This is a genomic window from Pseudomonas sp. NBRC 111139, assembly GCF_001753955.1.
Lineage (GTDB): Bacteria > Pseudomonadota > Gammaproteobacteria > Pseudomonadales > Pseudomonadaceae > Aquipseudomonas > Aquipseudomonas alloputida.
Genome location: NZ_BCBP01000021.1, coordinates 87,190 through 104,697 on the forward strand (window position 1 = coordinate 87,190; position 17,508 = coordinate 104,697).

Consider the following 17,508-nt stretch of genomic DNA (forward strand, 5'->3'; position numbering starts at 1 on the left):
TAGACTGCCGGGCATGACCCAGGCCTCCCCCGATACCCCGCTTACCCTCACAATGGGCGCGCTGCAGCAGTGGCACGTGGCGTTGCAGCGCGCCCTGGCCCATGGCGAAACCCCCGAGGCGCTGGAGTATGTGGCCGCTGCCATCGGCCAGTTGGTGCAGGTGGAGTCGATGATGATCAGCCTCGAGTGCCAGGGGCGGGCACCGCAGTTGCTGTACCAGCAAGGCATTCCTGAACTGCACCGGGCTGCCGTGCTGGAGCGCTATTTCAGCGCCGGCTACCTGCTGGACCCTTTCTGCCTTGCCGTGCAAAGCGGCCTGGCCGAAGGCTTCTACCACCTGCAGGAAATCGCCCCCGACAACTTCTTCGACAGCGACTACTACAAGGCTTATTACCTGGGTACAGGTTGCAGTGAAGACAGCTACTACATTGTCGACCTCAGCGCAGGCCGCAAGCTGTCGCTGAGCCTGTTCCAGGGCTGCAGCGGCACGCGCCTGAATGCCGGGCAGGTCGACCTGTTGCGTGCGCTGGAGCCGATGGTGCGCGAACTGCTGGGGCGCTATGCCCGGCACAACCTGGAACCGGGCGCTGCATCAACCGAACGCGGCAGCCTGCAGGCAGCGTTCGACAGCTTTGGCTGCCAGGTGCTGACCGACCGCGAGCGCGAAGTGGCCCACATGATCTTGCGCGGGCACTCGGTGAAATCTACTGCGCAGGAGCTGGGTATCTCGCCGGAGACAGTGCGCATGCACCGCAAGAACCTGTACATGAAGCTCGGGATCAACTCGCAATCGGAGTTGTTTGCACGGTTCATCGACTGGTTACGCGGTGATCAGCTGGAAATCCATAGCGTAACGCGGTGATCAATTTTCTATACCTCCCGGTATATGGACAGCCCTGCACCTTGCCGCATAGCTTAACCCTCGACGGGGCGCGCCATGCTCAAGCCATAACAACAACGATGCCCCGTTACATTTCAGTCCTGCCAACCCAAAACTCTAAAAATGAGGCGGCAAATGGAAAGCATCGGCACCTATGTCATCTACGTCATCATGGTGTGCGCGGTACTGGGTGCCGTGGCATCCATCTACAACCCCGAAGGCGAACTGGGCCAGGAGTTCATCGCCGGCCTGCACAGCATCGGCCCCATCTTTATCCCGGTAGCCGGCATCATGGCGGCGATCCCGTACATTTCAGCTGGTATCAGTCATGTGATCGCGCCACTGTTCCAGGCCATCGGGGCCGACCCTGGCATCGCCGGTCCCATCTTCATCGCCTCGGACATGGGCGGCTACCAGTTAGCCAAAGCGCTGGCGCAAAGCCAGGAAGGCTGGATCCTCGGCCTGATCACCGGCTTTCAGTGCGGCGCCACCATCATCTTCGTCATTCCGGTCGGGTTGGCCATGCTGCGCAAGGCCGACCACAAGTACATGGCACTGGGGATCATGGCCGGGCTGCTGACCATTCCGCTGAGCATCATGATCATTGCCATGACCATGCAGGCGCTTGGCCTGAGCGTGCGTCCGGACATCGCTACCACTGGCGCCGCTACCCAGGCACTGCACTTCACCTGGGCAATGCTGCTGCGCAACCTGATGCCGTTGATCCTGTTTTGCATTGCCTTGGCAGCAGCATTGCGCTACTTCCCCACACTGATGGTGTACCTGTTCCTCAAGCTCGGCCAGTTCATGTACATCGCCGTGGTTCTGGTGCTGGTAGCGTCCATCGTGCAGTACTTCACCGGCCTGTTCAGCCACCTGTTCGGCAGCTGGGGTTTTGCGCCGATCATCGCCGATGCCGATGATCAGTTTCGCGCCTTGGAAATTGCTGGCTACATCGGCCTGATGCTGTGCGGGGCGTTCCCCATGGTGCACTTGCTCAAGCGCTTCCTGGCGCAGCCAATCGAACGGGTGGCCTCGCGCTTTGGCATGTCTGGTGTCGGTGCGGCCGGGGTATTGGCGGCCTCGGCGAATATCCTGGCCATGTTTCGCTTGGTCAGCGAAATGCCGCCCAAGGACAAGGTATTGGTGATCGCTTTCTCTGTGTGCGCCGCGTTCACCTTTGGCGACCACATGGCCTTCTCCGCCAACTTCCAGCCCTCGCTGATACTGCCGTTGATGATAGGCAAACTCAGTGGCGGCCTGATCGCCATGCTGCTGGCCAGTTGGCTGGCGGTGCCCAAGGCGCAGGAGTTGGGGCGTCAGGACGCTGCCGCAGGTGTCTGCAAGGGGGTGGCCGAGCCGTCCTGAGCAAAAGCGTCATGCGCATGATCCGGAGCGTCCTGGGCGCTCCGGATTTTGTGTTTTTAACCGATCAAGGCGGTAAGGTCATGCAGGCCTTCGGTGCATGAGCGTGTGGTGAACAATGACAAAAGATGAGGCAAACGAGTTGGCAGCGGTGATCGAGGCGATCGGCAGCGAACAGCTGGGACCGGCGCTGGATGCGTGGCTGCGCAGCAAGCTGACGTTCGACATGAGTTGCGCCTACCTGTTCCAGTTCAATCAACCAGCACTGCTGGTGCATAACGGGTACAACCGTACGGTCACGGAGCGTACGTTGAACGCCTACGTGCGCGGCGGCTACCTGCTTGACCCGTTCTACGTTGCTTGCGTCAACGAGCACCCATCCGGGCTATGGCGCATGAGCGAACTGGCACCTGACTGCTTCTTCTCTTCAGGGTTTGCCATTTCCAAGGACATCCACCCCTGCGTGTCGTCCGACTATGGGACGGCGGTGGATGAGGTGGGCTTCATCATTCCCCTTCGGCCCCGGTTGGCGATCGTCTATTCGCTGATGCGCAACCACGGCAGCGGGGATTTCGGTGCAGGAGAAATGGACCTGTTGGCTGCAATGTCGCCGCTGCTGGCTTCGGTTTTTGGTCAGCACTGTCGATTGCGTTACGCTGATATCCTGCGCGCAGCACCAGAGGGGGTGGTGCTGGAGGACGCCTTCGTAGAGATCTTGCAAGGGCAACTGACTGAAACCCAGCGCCTTATCGCCAAGTTGTTGTTACAGGGGCACAGCAATGCGTCGATTGCGCGGCAGCTGAATATTTCCGATGGGACGGTAAAGGTGCACAAGCACAACATCTATCAGCGCCTGGAAATTTCATCCAACGCCGAACTGTTTCGCCTGTTTATCGATTATCTGGCCAAGGGCTGATACAGCAAGGGGCTGCAAAGCAGCCCCTTGCTGTATCAGGTACAGGTCACCTGAACAGCGGACTCAGGTGCTCGCTGAGGTAGATCCCTTGCGGATCGAGCTGGCGGCGCAGCTTACGGAAGTCCTCGGCCCGCGGGTATATTGCACTCACATCTTCACCCGTCAGGAAATGCAGCTTGCCCCAGTGCGGTCTGGCGCCATAGGAACGCAGGATCTGATCCACCGCCCGCAGATAGTCCCAATAGTCGGTACCCGGCTGGCCGGACACCGAAATGGTCACGCTGTCCTGCTCGAAGAATGGGCTCATCCACGCCCCGTCACCGGCAGTAAAGCGGTACTCGATGGGGTAGATGGCCTTGGGGAAGTCCTCCAGCATCAGCTTGCGCACGGCCCGCAACGCTTCCTTGCTGTGGCGCAACGGCACAGCGTATTCCAGCTCGTGAAAGTTGGGCAGGTACTCGATCGGGTACACATCCGAGCTGTAGGCCACTTTCTCGAACTCGCTTTCCCAGATCGGGTGGCCGGTGATGTCCATGACCTTCACTTCGCAGACATCGGTGGTGCGCCCGCTTGTAGAGGTGGCGGCGGTATCGGGTAGGCAATAGCAATGCCGGCTTTGCTCGTAGGGGCACCAGAAGAAGCTGAAGTGGCGGTGTTTGCGTGCCAGTTCGTCGTGCTTTTCCATCACGCTTTCGAAGTCTTCGCGCCAGATGCGCTCGTGCAGGTTGAAGCTGTCGGTCACCTGCAAGGTCAGTTCGGAAACAATGCCCAGTACGCCCAGCGACACCCGACCCGCTTGTAGCAGGTCAGGGGTGCTTTCGTCGACCACGAGTATTTCGCCATTGGGTTGCACCAGCTTCATGCCGACAATCGACGAGGCCAGGTTGCCGAGGGTCAGACCGGTGCCGTGGGTACCGGTAGTCAATGCGCCTGCAATCGACTGGCTGTCGATGTCGCCCTGGTTGACCATTGATAACCCGGCGGCACGCAATGTCTTGCCCAAGGCATTGATGGTGGTGCCGGCGGCAGCGGTGACGCGCTTCCTCTCGTGGTCGATATGGCGTACGCCGCTCATGTTGGCCAGGGTCAGGTGCAGGCCATTGGTCAGTGCCACCGGGGTGAAGGAATGCCCCGAGCCGGCCACGCGCACGTTCATGCCATTGCTGCTGGCCTGGCTGACCATTGAGCACAGTTCGTCCTCGCTGGCCGGTGCTCCGCGTGCTGTACGGATGCAGGACTGGTTACCGGCCCAGTTGCGCCAGTGCGCGTGTTCAAGGCCGAATTCGTTGATATGCATGTTGTTGGAAGAGGTGCTCACATCGTTCTCCTGCCGGTTGTTCTTGTAATCAGAGGGCGGTGTAGCCATTGTCGGCAAACAGGTGCGCACCGTTTACGAAACTGGCGTCGTCACTGGCCAGGAACAAGGCTGCGCTGGCGACTTCCGAGGGTTGGCACAAGCGCCCCTGGGCGGCAGCGATGGCCTGTTCGCTGACGTCCACGCCATGTTTGCGCAACATATCGATCTCGCGCAGGCCGTGGGCGGTGGCGATGAAGCCCGGGCAGATGGCATTGGCGCGAATGCCTCGGTCGCGAAACTCCACAGCGATAGCCCGGGCGAACATATGGGTGGCACCCTTGCTGGTGCAATACAGCACCTCCATCGGCGTGCCCACCACTGCCGAGATGGATGAAGTGCAGACGATACTGCCGCCGCCGGCCGCGAGCATGCCCGGCAACACCGCGCCGGTGACCAGGAACATGCTCTTCACGTTCACGGCCATGATCCGGTCCCATTCTTCTTCACTGGTTTCCAGGAAGGGCATGGCCGACAGGATGCCCGCGTGGTTCATCAGCACGGTGATGTGGCCGAATGCCTCTTCTACGGCCGCCACCGCGGCCTTCACTTGTTGTGCGTCCGAGACATCGGCGGCGGCGAAGATGGCCTGGTAACCTGCATCACGCAATCGCCTTGCAACTTCGGCGCCCTTGCTGCCGGGCAGGTCGACAATGCCTACCATTGCCCCTTCTGCCGCGAACAGCTCCGATGCGGCCAGCCCGCAGCCACCCGCACCGCCAGTGATCAGCGCCACCTTGCCGTTAAGACGTCCAGCCATGTTCGACTCCCGATGATTTTTGATTGACTGTCTTGAGCCCGGGCGTTTCGCGATTCGCGTGCCGGAGCATGAAACAGATCATCGGGAACATCCATATACCGATGGGTATACGGGGCACGCATAGGCAATGGGGCAGGGCTATAGAGTCCCTGTGGGGCCTGCCCGCGAAGCAGGAGAACCGGTGCATAGCACGGGCTTTGCCCGTGTTCGCCGGCGCGTCCGCTCCCACAAGGTGCATGGTGTGTTCAGAGTGCCTGTTGCTCGATCAACGTCAGGCACCGCTGCACGATCGGGCTTACATCACCCTTGCGCCGGCTGAGGATGATGGGGCTGACGGCGCCGCTATCAAGCAGGCCGACATACTCGATATCGGGACGGTGCTGCTGCTGTACCGATGCTGGCACCAGGGTCACACCGACGCCAACCGCTACCAGGCCGATGGCGGTCTGTAGTTCGTTGGCCCACTGGCTGACACGAATGCTCATGCCGTGGTGGGCGAACAGCGCCAGCACGTGGTCGGCATAGCTGGGCCGGGGATTGGCCGGGTAGAGGATGAACGCTTCGCCAGCCAGCTGGGCCAGACTGAGCGGGCTGCCCGCCAGGGGGTGGCCCTTGGGCAGCACGGCCACCAGTGGGTCCTCGCACAGCACCTGCTGGTGAATCACCGGGTCGTCGATGCGAATGCGGCCGAAGCCAATGTCGATACGCCCGCTTTTCAGCGCCTCCACCTGTTGCAGTGTGGTCATCTCGTTCAGGCCCAGTTCCAGCTCGCTGTCCTGGCGAAGTTCGCGGATCAGCTCCGGCAGCACGGTGTACAGGGTAGAGGGCGCAAAACCGATGCCCAGCCACTGGCGCTGGCCCTGGCCGATGCGGCGGGTGTTGTCGCTGATGTTCTGCAACTGCTGCAGCACGGTGCAGGTCTGTTCGTAGAAGAAACGGCCGGCCTCGGTCAGCCGCAGCGGACGTTCGCGCACCACCAGCAGGGTGCCGAGCTGGTCCTCCAGCTGGCTGATCTGCCGGCTCAGGGGTGGCTGGGCGATGTGCAGCAGCTCGGCGGCGCGGGTGAAGTTCAGGGTCTCGGCCAAGACTTTGAAGTAACGCAGGTGGCGCAGCTCCATCAGACCTCCAGGGTATGGTGGGAGATTCATTTGATATTGGACGGTCGTCAGGGTCTCGCGCAATCCTTCAACAATCAAGTAAACGCATCACTCGGGCTCACGACTGTAAGCCCGACCTGACGGGACCTGGCAACAATGACAAGCGCGCTGATTGAACACATAGATGCAATTATCGTCGATCTCCCGACCATTCGCCCGCACAAGCTGGCGATGCACACCATGCAGCAGCAGACCCTGGTGGTATTGCGACTGCGCTGCAGTGATGGCGTGGAAGGCATCGGTGAAGCCACCACCATCGGTGGCCTGGCGTATGGCTACGAAAGCCCCGAAGGCATCAAGGCCAACATCGACGCGTACCTCGCCCCGGCGCTGATCGGCCTGCCGGCAGATAACATCAATGCCGCCATGCTCAAGCTGGACAAGCTGGCCAAGGGCAACACCTTCGCCAAGTCCGGCATCGAAAGCGCCTTGCTCGACGCCCAGGGCAAACGCCTGGGCCTGCCGGTCAGCGAACTGCTGGGGGGCCGCGTGCGTGACAGCCTGGAGGTGGCCTGGACCCTGGCCAGCGGCGACACCGCCCGCGACATCGCCGAAGCTCAGCACATGCTGGACATTCGCCGGCATCGGGTGTTCAAACTGAAAATCGGCGCCAACCCGGTGGCGCAGGACCTCAAGCACGTGGTCGCGATCAAGCGCGAGCTGGGTGACAGCGCCAGCGTGCGGGTCGACGTCAACCAGTACTGGGACGAGTCCCAGGCCCTCCGCGCCTGCCAGGTATTGGGCGACAACGGCATCGACCTGATCGAGCAGCCCATCTCGCGCATCAACCGCGGTGGCCAGGTGCGCCTGAACCAGCGCAGCCCGGCACCGATCATGGCCGATGAGTCGATCGAAAGCGTCGAGGACGCCTTCAGCCTGGCCGCCGACGGCGCCGCCAGCATCTTCGCCCTGAAAATCGCCAAGAATGGTGGCCCGCGCGCGGTGCTGCGCACTGCACAGATCGCCGAGGCCGCTGGCATTGCCTTGTACGGCGGCACCATGCTCGAAGGTTCGATCGGCACCCTGGCTTCGGCCCACGCATTCCTCACCCTGCGCCAGCTCACCTGGGGTGCAGAGCTGTTCGGGCCGCTGCTGCTGACCGAGGAGATCGTCAACGAGCCGCCGCAATACCGCGACTTCCAGCTGCACATCCCCCATACCCCAGGCCTGGGCCTGACGTTGGACGAACAGCGCCTGGCGCGCTTCGCTCGTCGCTGACAAGCAAGGAGATAACCATGTTGTTCCACGTGAAGATGACCGTGAAGCTGCCGGTCGACATGGACCCGGCCAAGGCCGCCCAGCTCAAGGCCGATGAAAAGGAACTGGCCCAGCGCCTGCAGCGCGAAGGCACCTGGCGCCACCTGTGGCGCATTGCCGGGCATTACGCCAACTACAGCGTGTTCGATGTGCCCAGCGTCGAAGCGTTGCATGACACGCTGATGCAGCTGCCGCTGTTCCCGTACATGGACATCGAGGTCGACGGCCTGTGTCGGCATCCCTCGTCTATTCACAGCGACGATCGCTGATTCGCACCTGTATGCCTGACAAGAACAATACGAGGTAAGCACGATGACCGTGAAAATTTCCCACGCTGCCGACATTCAAGCCTTCTTCAACCGGGTGGCTGGCCTGGACCATGCCGAAGGAAACCCGCGCTTCAAGCAGATCATTCTGCGTGTGCTGCAAGACACCGCTCGCCTGGTCGAAGACCTGGACATCACCGAGGACGAGTTCTGGCACGCCGTGGACTACCTCAACCGCCTGGGCGGCCGTAACGAGGCAGGCCTGCTGGCTGCTGGCCTGGGCATCGAGCACTTCCTCGACCTGCTGCAGGACGCCAAGGATGCCGAAGCTGGCCTTGGCGGCGGCACCCCGCGCACCATCGAAGGCCCGTTGTACGTTGCCGGGGCGCCACTGGCAGAGGGCGAAGTGCGCATGGACGACGGCACTGACCCAGGCGTGGTGATGTTCCTTCAGGGCCAGGTGTTCGATGCCGACGGCAAACCGTTGGCCGGTGCCACCGTCGACCTGTGGCATGCCAACACCCAGGGCACCTATTCGTACTTCGATTCGACACAGTCCGAGTTCAACCTGCGTCGGCGTATCATTACCGATGCCGAGGGCCGTTATCGCGCGCGCTCGATCGTACCGTCGGGGTATGGCTGCGACCCGCAGGGGCCAACCCAGGAATGTCTGGACCTGCTCGGCCGCCATGGCCAGCGCCCGGCGCACGTGCACTTCTTCATCTCGGCACCGGGGCACCGCCACCTGACCACGCAGATCAACTTTGCGGGCGACAAGTACCTGTGGGACGACTTTGCCTATGCCACCCGTGACGGGCTGATCGGCGAACTGCGTTTTGTCGAGGATGCGGCGGCGGCGCGCGACCGCGGCGTGCAAGCAGAGCGCTTTGCCGAGTTGTCATTCGACTTCCGCTTACAGGGTGCCAAGTCGCCTGACGCCGAGGCGCGAAGCCATCGGCCGCGGGCGTTGCAGGAGGGCTGAGTTCAAGGTTGTGTCACTGTGATTTTGCCTGGGGCTTTCCGTGCGGGGAGGTCCCGGGCTTTTTGTCGCCAGGGGCGGGTGATCTAGAATCGTCTTTTTGTTCAGGCCTCCCACACCATGCTCCCCATCGCGCTGCTGCCAACCACCCTCGACCAGGCTTCGCTGATCCGCAATCTCTACCAGTTCTATTGCTACGAGTCCTCCGACTGGGAGCAGGAAGACGTCGAGGCGGATGGCCGTTTCTACATCCACGAGGAGCACCTGCAACGCTACTGGCAGGACGACGGCTGGGGCGCGTATCTGGTGCTGGTGGACGGATTCATCGCCGGCTTCGTCCTGGTCGAGCGCAGCGAACTGCCTGGCATCGATGCGCAGGAACTTGCCGACCTGTTTATTTTAAAGAAGTACCGTCGCCAGGGCATCGGCCAAGCGGTGGCGTTGCAGTTGCTGAGTGGCGAGGGAGACTGGCTGCTGCGTTGCTACGCGCAGGATCTGCCCGCCGTGGCTTTCTGCAATGCCGTGCTGGCGAGCCTGCCGCGGCCGGTGCAGGCTATCGCCTTGGGGGATGAGCCGGACTTGCTCAATTTCCTGGTGACCGGCACCCGCCATTGAGGGGGCGCCTTTTCGTTGGTGCGGATAAGGGATAGTGCCATTTTTGTGATGTGCTTCACAAAATGCTCACGAGCGGCATAATGCCACCATCGCTTTCCAAGACCCGGCCGCCGCTTGCCGGGGTCCCTTTTCATGCGCTTCGAAGGTTCAGGTAAAGTTCATGTCGCTCGCAGCAAACCCCGACATCATGTACCGGCTGTTGATCCAGAGCGTGGTGGATTATGCCATCTACCTGCTCACCCCTGAAGGTATCGTCGCCAACTGGAACCCCGGCGCCCAGCGTGCCAAGGGGTACCGTGCCGAGGAAATCGTCGGCCAGCATTACTCGTTGTTCTACACCGATGCCGAGCGCGTAGCCGGGTTGCCGGCGTTAAACCTGGAGCAGGCGCGCAGCACCGGACGCTTTGAAGAAACGGGCGCACGCCTGCGCAAGGACGGGACGGTCTTCCACGCCCATGTGGTCATCGAAGCGGTGTACGACGATGCCGGGCAACTGGTGGGTTACGCCAAGGTCACCCGCGACATTTCCGAACGCCACCGCCAGGAGCTCGAACTGCTGCAGGCCAAAGAGCTGGCCGAGCAGTACAGCCAGGAAATGGCCAAGCTTTCGCAGTTTCTCGATTCGGTGATTGCCAACATTCCCGCGAGCGTCATCGTCCAGGACCTGGAAAGCCAGCGCATCCTGTTGGCCAACCAGCAGGCCGAACGCCTGTTCGGCGGGCCGCAGCGCAGCATGATCGGCCAGTTGCCCAAGGAATGCCTGGCGCCGGCTGCCGGTGACTACCTGGAGCAGCAATTCGTGCGGGGTGCCCGCAGCACCAAGGGACACGCCGCCGAAACGCGCGTCGAGACCGCCCGTGGCCCTCGCACCCTGCGCAGCCGTACCCTGCTCAGCCAGAGCCGCGAGGGGCAGGCCGATTACGTGTTGTTCGTGGCTGAAGACGCCACCGAAGAGCTGGCCGCCCATGCGCAGATCCATCACATGGCGCACCATGACGCGCTCACCGGGCTGCCCAACCGTACGCTGTTCCACGAACGGCTACGCCAGGCCCTGTTGCGCGGCAGCGAAAACGCCAAGCTGACGGCTGCCCTGTGCCTGGACCTGGACAACTTCAAGAACATCAACGACTCCCTTGGCCATGCGTTTGGTGACAAGTTGCTACGCGAGTTGGGCAAGCGTCTGCGCCGCGAACTGCGTGAGCACGACACCTTGGCCCGCCTGGGTGGCGACGAGTTTGCCGTGGTGCTGACGGGCCTGGAGGGGCGGGATGCCGCGTGTAATACCGCGCAGCGCCTGATCAAGGCCATCAGCCCGCCATTCCAGATCGAAGGGCATCAGTTCGTGGTGGGGGTGAGCATCGGCATCGCCATCGCGCCTGATGACAATGACCAGGCAGAGCAACTGTTGGGTTACGCCGACATGGCCCTGTACCAAGCCAAGCGTAACGGCCGTAATCGTTATGAATGCTTTGATGTCGAACTGGACGTTGCCGCCCGTCAGCGCCGCCTGGTGGAAACCGACCTGCGCACAGCGCTGCACCTGGGGCAGTTGCAGTTGCACTACCAGCCGGTAGTCGATCATCAGACCAGCAGCGTTACCGGTTATGAGGCGCTGCTGCGCTGGGAACACCCGACCCGTGGCATGGTCATGCCGATGGACTTCATCCCCATTGCCGAAGAAACCGGGTTGATCCACGAATTGGGCAACCGTGCGCTGAATCTGGCCTGCCAGGAGGCGGCCAGTTGGGAGAGTGAGCAGACGGTGTCGGTCAACCTGTCGGCGGTGCAGTTCAAGAACGGCGATCTGGTGCATACCGTCGCCCTCGCGCTGGCCGACTCGGGCCTGCCGCCGCAGCGGCTGGAGCTGGAAATTACCGAGTCGGTACTGCTGGGCAACAGCGAGGAAAACGTGCGCACCTTGCGCGCGCTGAAAGACCTGGGCGTGTCCATTTCACTGGATGACTTTGGTACCGGCTACTCATCGTTGGGCTACCTGCGTTCGTTCCCGTTCGACCGGATCAAGATCGACAAGTCGTTCGTGCATGACATGTGCGACAGCCGCGAGGCCATGTCGATCATTCGCGCCATTACCGAGCTGTCCAACAGCCTGATGATCAAGACCACGGCCGAAGGCGTGGAGTCGGAGGAGCAGATGCGCCGGCTCGCGGCGGAAGGCTGTTCGCACTTCCAGGGCTACTTTTATGGGCGGCCGGCACCGGCGAGCGAGCGGTTGAAGCAGGTCATCACGCAAGAACAATGACTTGCGCGGCGGCCTCAGCTGTTCCAGTCCGGCGCAAACGGCGGGCTAACCACGCGCTGGTCTTTCGGCAGCCCGGCAATGGCTGCGCGGTCTTCGTCATCCAGCTGCACGGTCAACGCGGCCAGGTTGGCCAGCTGGTTTTCGCGGCTGCTGGCTTTGGGGATCGCCGCCACGCCGTCCTGGTCCAGCAGCCATTTCAGCGCGACCTGGCTGGGCAGTACGCCATGCTTGCGGGCAATCGCCTGGATCACTGGCTGCGCCGCTGCCTGGCCGCGTGCCAGCGGGGTGTAGGCGGTGAGCAACAGGTCATGGCTGCGAGCGAAGTCGAGTAGCGGTTGCTGGCTGAGCAGAACATGGTATTCCACCTGGATCGCCGACAACGGCGCGCCCAGGGTTTCCACCACCTGGCGCAGTAACCCCAACGGGAAGTTGGCCACCCCAATATGGCGCGCCTTGCCTTCGTCACGCAGGGCTACCAGGGTGTCGATGCTGCGGGCCAGGTCCCAGTCTTTGCCTGGCCAGTGGATGTGGAACAGGTCGACCTGTTCGGTACCCAGCGCGCGCAGGCTGTCTTCCAGCGACTGACGCATGGCGTTGGGCTCCAGGCGGTCCCACCAGACCTTGGTGGTCAGGTGGATCTGCTCGCGTGGCACGTCGCTGTCGCGCAGCGCCTGGCCAACGGCTGCTTCGTTTTCGTAGGCGGTGGCAGTGTCGATGTGCCGGTAACCCACGTCCAGTGCCTGGCGCACGGCCTGGGTGCATTCACTGCCGGTCATTGGCCAGGTGCCCAGGCCGATGGCGGGCAGGTCCAGGCCGGTGCGGGTGCTGAGCCTTTGCATGTAAATTCCTTGTAGGGTGTGCAGGGTCGGTCGATGGTCGGCGATCAACCGTGCACGGGCCATGCAGACAAGGTGGAAAGTGGTCGATCAGCGAACACAAATTGCACTTGACCGGGTCAAGCGGCAAATGAACTTCCTTATGCTGCGGCATCTCTTCTAGAATCCCAGCTGTCACATCCGCCAGGCAATGCCTGCGCGGCCTTCCTTGGGCGGGGCATGTTGCCGCGCCGTCATCGAGAGAGCCATGAGTTCCAGCACACCGCTGTCCGGCGTCAACCAACCCCTGCGCGGCATCGCTTTGGTGGTGGTGGCGACGTTCCTGTTTGCCAGCCACGATGCCTTGTCCAAATTCCTGGGTGGCCTGTACCCGATAGTCATGGTGGTGTGGGCGCGTTATGTGGTGCACACGTTGCTGATGGCCGGTATCTTCCTGCCCAAGTCTGGGCTCAATGTATTGCGCACACGCCGGCCGGTACTGCAGACCTTGCGGGCCCTGAGCCTGCTGAGCACCAGCCTGCTGTTCACGACCGGTTTGCAATACCTGCCACTGGCCGAGGCCACGGCTGTCAACTTCCTTGCCCCGGTGCTGGTCACCGCGCTGTCGGCGCCGCTGCTCAAAGAGCGAGTGACAGTGGGGCAGTGGGTGGCGGTGGTCATGGGCTTTATCGGCGTGCTGGTGGTGGTGCACCCGGGTGGGGCGATGTTTACCCCGGCCATTCTGTATCCGTTCGGTTCGGCGTTGGGCTTCTGCTTCTATCAGTTGCTGACGCGGATTCTGGCGGCGCATGACAGCCCGACCACCAGCAACTTCTACGCGGGGCTGTGCAACACCTTGGCAATGAGTGCGCTGGTGCCGTTCTTCTGGGAAGTGCCGCGCTGGGACCATGCCCTGTTGATGCTGGCACTGGGCGGCTTTGGCATGACTGCGCACCTGCTGCTGACCCAGGCCTTCCGCCATGCGGCGCCGGCGTTGCTGGCGCCGTTCAGCTATTGCCAGATCGTGTTTGCCGGGTTGCTTGGCTTCGTGGTGTACAGCCAGGTGCCGGATACCCTGAGCCTGGTGGGGATTTTGGTGATCTGCCTCAGTGGGCTTGGCGCAGCGTGGATGCAGCGCAGCAAATAGCAGCTGCGTACTTCAGGCTTTACGGCCGGTAGCAACAGCGTTGTGCTGCGAAGAGGGCATCACGGCGTGGCCATGAACTGCAGGATGCGGTCGCGCAGCCAGCGCTCGGCGGGGTCGTTGTCCTGGGCGCCGCTCCAGACCATCGACAGCTCGGCCTCGGTGATGTCGAACGGTGCTGGGTCGGCGCGCAGGCTGCCGTCGTCGGCGAGGGCACAAGCGGCATAGTCCGGCACCGTGGCGATCAGCTCGGTGTTGCGCAGCAGGGCGCGCAGGCTACCGAACTGCGGCACCGCCAGCACCACCTTGCGGCAACGGCCGATGCGTGCCAGGTCGAGGTCGATGTTGCCGCTCATGTCACCGGAAAACGACACCATCACATGCGGGCGGGCGCAGTATTCGTCGAGGGTCAGCGGCCCCGGGCGGTCGTCGGCGCGCAGCACCCGTACACCGATGTCGCGCAGCTTGCGGCGTTTGGCGGTGGCCGGCAGGTCGGTGGTATAGCTCACACCTACCGAGATCTCGCCGCTGGCAAGAAGGCCCGGCATCAGCAGGAAATTGGCTCGCCGCACTACCACGCTAATGGCGGGGGCTTCTTCACGCAGGGCCTGCAGCAGGGCCGGAAACAGGCCGAACTCGGCATCGTCAGAAAGGCCCAGGCGGAACACGTTGCAGCTGTTGGCCGGGTCAAACTCGCGGGCGCGGCTGATGGCGGCGGAAATCACGTCCATGGCCGGGCCCAGTTCGGCAAAGATCTGCATGGCCCGTGGGGTGGGTTCCATGGCCCGGCCGCTGCGGATCAGCAGCGGGTCGTCGAACAGCTCGCGCAGGCGGGCGAGGGCGGCGCTGACGGTGGATTGGGTGATAAACAGCTTTTCACCCACGCGGGTCAGGTTGCGTTCGATCATCAGGGCTTCGAACAGCACCAGCAGGTTCATGTCGACGTGGCGCAGGTCGTTGCGGTTCATGAGGGCTCGGCGTCCTGGGCAAAGGGTATGGCTGTGTATTGAAGCATGGTGCAGGGCCCTGTGCCTTGTATGGATGTGCCGGCCTCATCGCGGGCTTGACCGCGATGAGGCCGATACAGGCCTGCGCCTGACAGAGCCAGCCTATCAGGCTCCAACAGCCACTCTATTAGAACTCTGCCCAAGCTCGGCTAGTCTTTCTCGTGGCCCCGCGAATTCCGCGACAGGGCAGCGCGTCAGCACCTGCGTGCAAGACCGTGCCCCCCCGCCGTGACAGCTTCGCAAGCCCCGTGTACACCTGATGAGGGGTAGTACGAGCCCACCCGCTCGGCTGAAAGAACACTGGCATAGACCGGAAATCTGGATAACCGACCCAAAGGTACCCGCAGATGTCGAACGAATCGAAATGCCCGTTCCATCAAACCGCAGGTGGCGGCACCACCAACCGTGACTGGTGGCCTGACCAGCTCAACCTGAGAATTCTTCACCAGCATTCCTCCAAGTCCAGCCCCGACCCGGACTTCGACTATGCCAAGGCGTTCAAGAGCCTCGACTTCCAGGCCCTGAAGAAAGACCTGACTGCCCTGATGACCGACTCGCAGGATTGGTGGCCGGCCGACTTTGGCCACTACGGCCCGCTGTTCATCCGCATGGCCTGGCACAGCGCGGGCACCTACCGCATTGGTGATGGCCGCGGTGGTGCGGGCTCTGGCCAGCAACGCTTCGCCCCGCTCAACAGCTGGCCGGACAACGTCAGCCTGGACAAGGCCCGGCGCCTGCTGTGGCCGATCAAGCAGAAGTACGGCAACAAGATTTCCTGGGCCGACCTGATCGTACTCACCGGTAATGTTGCCCTCGAATCCATGGGCTTCAAGACCTTCGGCTTCTCCGGCGGGCGTGCCGATGTGTGGGAGCCGGACGAAGACGTGTACTGGGGGTCGGAAAAGGTCTGGTTGGGCGGCGATACCCGTTACGGCAAGGATCAGGTCAAGGCGCAGCCGCCGGGGCAGGGTGACCTGGTGGCCGAGCCGGCCAAGCATGGTGAAGAGCAGAATCGCGACCTGTCGGCCGAACGTAACCTGGAAAACCCGCTGGCCGCCGTGCAGATGGGCCTGATCTACGTGAACCCGGAAGGCCCGGAAGGTAACCCCGACCCCGTGGCCTCGGGCAAGGACATCCGTGAAACCTTTGGCCGCATGGCCATGAACGATGAAGAAACCGTGGCCTTGATCGCCGGTGGCCACGCGTTCGGCAAGACCCATGGTGCCGGCCCCGCCGACAACGTCGGCCCCGAGCCGGAAGCGGCAGGCCTGGAGATGCAGGGCCTGGGCTGGCACAACACGTTTGGCTCCGGCAAAGGCGGGGATACCATCACCAGCGGCCTGGAAGTGACCTGGACCTCCACCCCGACCCGGTGGGGAAACGAGTACCTGAATAACCTGTTCGACTTTGAGTGGGAGCTGACCAAAAGCCCGGCCGGCGCGCACCAGTGGCGGCCGAAAGACGGCAAAGGCGCAGGCACGGTGCCCGATGCACACGATCCCGGTAAAAAGCACGCACCGTCTATGTTGACCTCCGACCTGGCATTGCGTTTCGACCCCATTTACGAGCCAATCGCTCGCCGCTTCAAAGACAACCCTGAGCAACTGGCGGATGCTTTTGCCCGTGCATGGTACAAGCTGATCCACCGCGACATGGGCCCGCTGGCGCGCTACCTGGGCCCGGAAATGCCCAATGAAGAGTTGCTGTGGCAAGACCCGTTGCCCAAAGCTGACCCATCCACGATCAGCGAGCAAGACATCGCGGCCCTCAAGGCCAGGATCCTGGCCTTGGGTTTGAGCGTGGGCGAACTGGTCTCCACCGCCTGGGCATCCGCGTCGACCTTCCGCGGCTCCGACAAGCGCGGTGGTGCCAACGGCGCACGTTTGCGCTTGGCGCCACAGAAGGACTGGGCTGCAAACCAGGGCGTGGACAAGGTGTTGGCGGCATTGGAGAAGATCCGGGGCGAGTTCAACAACGGCGGCAAAAAGGTTTCCCTGGCCGACCTGATCGTGCTGGCCGGTACCGCGGCAGTCGAAAAAGCTGCCAAGGATGCGGGTTACAGCGGCAGCGTAGGGTTCCGCCCGGGCCGAGTCGATGCGTCCCAGGAGCAGACCGACGTCGAGTCGTTCGCCGTGCTGGAACCGCTGGCCGATGGCTTCCGCAACTTCACCAAGGCACGCTACAGCGTCAAGGCCGAGAAACTGTTGCTGGACAAGGCGCAGTTGCTGACCCTGACCGCGCCGGAACTGACCGTGCTGATCGGTGGCCTGCGGGTGCTCGGTGCCAACCAGGGTGGCAGCAACCTCGGCGTGTTCACCGACAAGCCGGGGACGCTGAGCAACGACTTCTTCCGCAACTTGCTGGATATGAGCGTGGAGTGGAAACCGACCTCGGCGGACAACGAAACCTTCGAAGGCCGCGACCGCAAGACCGGGCAGGTGAAGTGGAGCGGTAGCCGGGTCGATCTGGTGTTCGGTTCGCATGCCCAGTTGCGGGCGTTGAGCGAGGTGTATGGCAGCAGTGATGGGGGTGACAAGTTTGTCCGCGACTTTGTGGCCGCCTGGCAGAAGGTCATGGAGCTTGACCGCTTTGATTTGAAATAGCGTTGCCTGGCGGGGGGCGCGCTCAGCGCCCCCTTGGCCAGTGGTTATCCCGCCAATTCCAGGTCGGATAGATACAAAAGTGTCCTCGTCGGTTCTGTTGCAATGCTTCTCAGGCGGCCGGCCTGAACAG

At 62.5% G+C, this 17,508-nt stretch carries 15 protein-coding genes; 10 read left to right on the top strand and 5 right to left on the bottom strand.

Going from position 1 to position 17,508, the window contains the following annotated elements; all coding sequences use genetic code 11:
• The first annotated feature begins 13 nt into the window (after positions 1-13).
• The 3 genes from BJQ17_RS06420 to BJQ17_RS06430 all read left to right on the top strand — a co-directional run bounded on the left by BJQ17_RS06420 (position 14) and on the right by BJQ17_RS06430 (position 3,161).
• Positions 14-862, top strand: a complete 849-nt coding sequence (locus BJQ17_RS06420; RefSeq protein ID WP_080580376.1) for a helix-turn-helix transcriptional regulator — start codon at positions 14-16, stop codon at positions 860-862.
• Positions 863-1,015: 153 nt separating this feature from the next.
• A complete protein-coding gene (eutH, locus tag BJQ17_RS06425) occupies positions 1,016-2,248 on the top strand; it encodes an ethanolamine utilization protein EutH (protein ID WP_014860018.1) in 1,233 nt (410 codons plus the stop codon).
• A 115-nt stretch (positions 2,249-2,363) separates the two neighbouring features.
• A complete protein-coding gene (locus BJQ17_RS06430) occupies positions 2,364-3,161 on the top strand; it encodes a helix-turn-helix transcriptional regulator (protein WP_004577507.1) in 798 nt (265 codons plus the stop codon).
• A 46-nt stretch (positions 3,162-3,207) separates the two neighbouring features.
• On the opposite strand, the gene BJQ17_RS06435 is transcribed toward BJQ17_RS06430, so the two are convergent.
• The 3 genes from BJQ17_RS06435 to catR form a co-directional block, all read right to left on the bottom strand.
• Entirely contained in the window at positions 3,208-4,479 is a 1,272-nt protein-coding gene (locus BJQ17_RS06435) for a D-arabinono-1,4-lactone oxidase (protein ID WP_017148266.1), read from the bottom strand.
• A 28-nt stretch (positions 4,480-4,507) separates the two neighbouring features.
• Positions 4,508-5,275, bottom strand: a complete 768-nt coding sequence (locus BJQ17_RS06440; RefSeq protein ID WP_004577505.1) for an SDR family NAD(P)-dependent oxidoreductase — start codon at positions 5,273-5,275, stop codon at positions 4,508-4,510.
• A gap of 245 nt (positions 5,276-5,520) precedes the next feature.
• Positions 5,521-6,393 (bottom strand): HTH-type transcriptional regulator CatR, encoded by an 873-nt coding sequence (gene catR, locus BJQ17_RS06445; RefSeq protein ID WP_004577504.1) that lies wholly within the window; start codon positions 6,391-6,393, stop codon positions 5,521-5,523.
• Positions 6,394-6,528: 135 nt separating this feature from the next.
• On the opposite strand from catR, the gene BJQ17_RS06450 reads away from it, so the two are divergent.
• The 5 genes from BJQ17_RS06450 (at position 6,529) to BJQ17_RS06470 (ending at position 11,809) form a co-directional block, all read left to right on the top strand.
• Positions 6,529-7,650, top strand: coding sequence for a muconate cycloisomerase family protein (locus tag BJQ17_RS06450; RefSeq protein WP_070095786.1), 1,122 nt, complete (start codon positions 6,529-6,531; stop codon positions 7,648-7,650).
• Positions 7,651-7,667: 17 nt separating this feature from the next.
• Positions 7,668-7,958: a muconolactone Delta-isomerase gene (gene catC, locus BJQ17_RS06455; protein ID WP_003256111.1), complete on the top strand. Its 291-nt coding sequence runs from the start codon at positions 7,668-7,670 to the stop codon at positions 7,956-7,958.
• A gap of 43 nt (positions 7,959-8,001) precedes the next feature.
• Positions 8,002-8,937: a catechol 1,2-dioxygenase gene (gene catA, locus BJQ17_RS06460; RefSeq protein ID WP_070095787.1), complete on the top strand. Its 936-nt coding sequence runs from the start codon at positions 8,002-8,004 to the stop codon at positions 8,935-8,937.
• Positions 8,938-9,054: 117 nt separating this feature from the next.
• Complete coding sequence (locus BJQ17_RS06465) at positions 9,055-9,549, top strand: GNAT family N-acetyltransferase (protein ID WP_060546040.1); 495 nt, start codon at positions 9,055-9,057, stop codon at positions 9,547-9,549.
• A gap of 160 nt (positions 9,550-9,709) precedes the next feature.
• Complete coding sequence (locus BJQ17_RS06470; protein ID WP_004577501.1) at positions 9,710-11,809, top strand: bifunctional diguanylate cyclase/phosphodiesterase; 2,100 nt, start codon at positions 9,710-9,712, stop codon at positions 11,807-11,809.
• A 14-nt stretch (positions 11,810-11,823) separates the two neighbouring features.
• Here the strand turns inward: BJQ17_RS06470 and BJQ17_RS06475 are convergent, their stop codons facing one another.
• Complete coding sequence (locus BJQ17_RS06475) at positions 11,824-12,648, bottom strand: aldo/keto reductase (RefSeq protein WP_003256107.1); 825 nt, start codon at positions 12,646-12,648, stop codon at positions 11,824-11,826.
• A gap of 244 nt (positions 12,649-12,892) precedes the next feature.
• Here BJQ17_RS06475 and BJQ17_RS06480 point away from each other — a divergent pair, with 244 nt between their 5' ends.
• Positions 12,893-13,771, top strand: a complete 879-nt coding sequence (locus BJQ17_RS06480) for a DMT family transporter (RefSeq protein ID WP_003256106.1) — start codon at positions 12,893-12,895, stop codon at positions 13,769-13,771.
• A gap of 59 nt (positions 13,772-13,830) precedes the next feature.
• On the opposite strand, the gene BJQ17_RS06485 is transcribed toward BJQ17_RS06480, so the two are convergent.
• Positions 13,831-14,736, bottom strand: a complete 906-nt coding sequence (locus tag BJQ17_RS06485; protein WP_070095788.1) for a LysR family transcriptional regulator — start codon at positions 14,734-14,736, stop codon at positions 13,831-13,833.
• 386 nt (positions 14,737-15,122) lie between these two features.
• Here BJQ17_RS06485 and katG point away from each other — a divergent pair, with 386 nt between their 5' ends.
• The gene (gene katG / locus BJQ17_RS06490; protein WP_070095789.1) at positions 15,123-17,378 is read left to right on the top strand and encodes a catalase/peroxidase HPI; all 2,256 of its coding nucleotides are present in this window, start codon (positions 15,123-15,125) and stop codon (positions 17,376-17,378) included.
• The last annotated feature ends 130 nt before the right edge of the window (positions 17,379-17,508 follow it).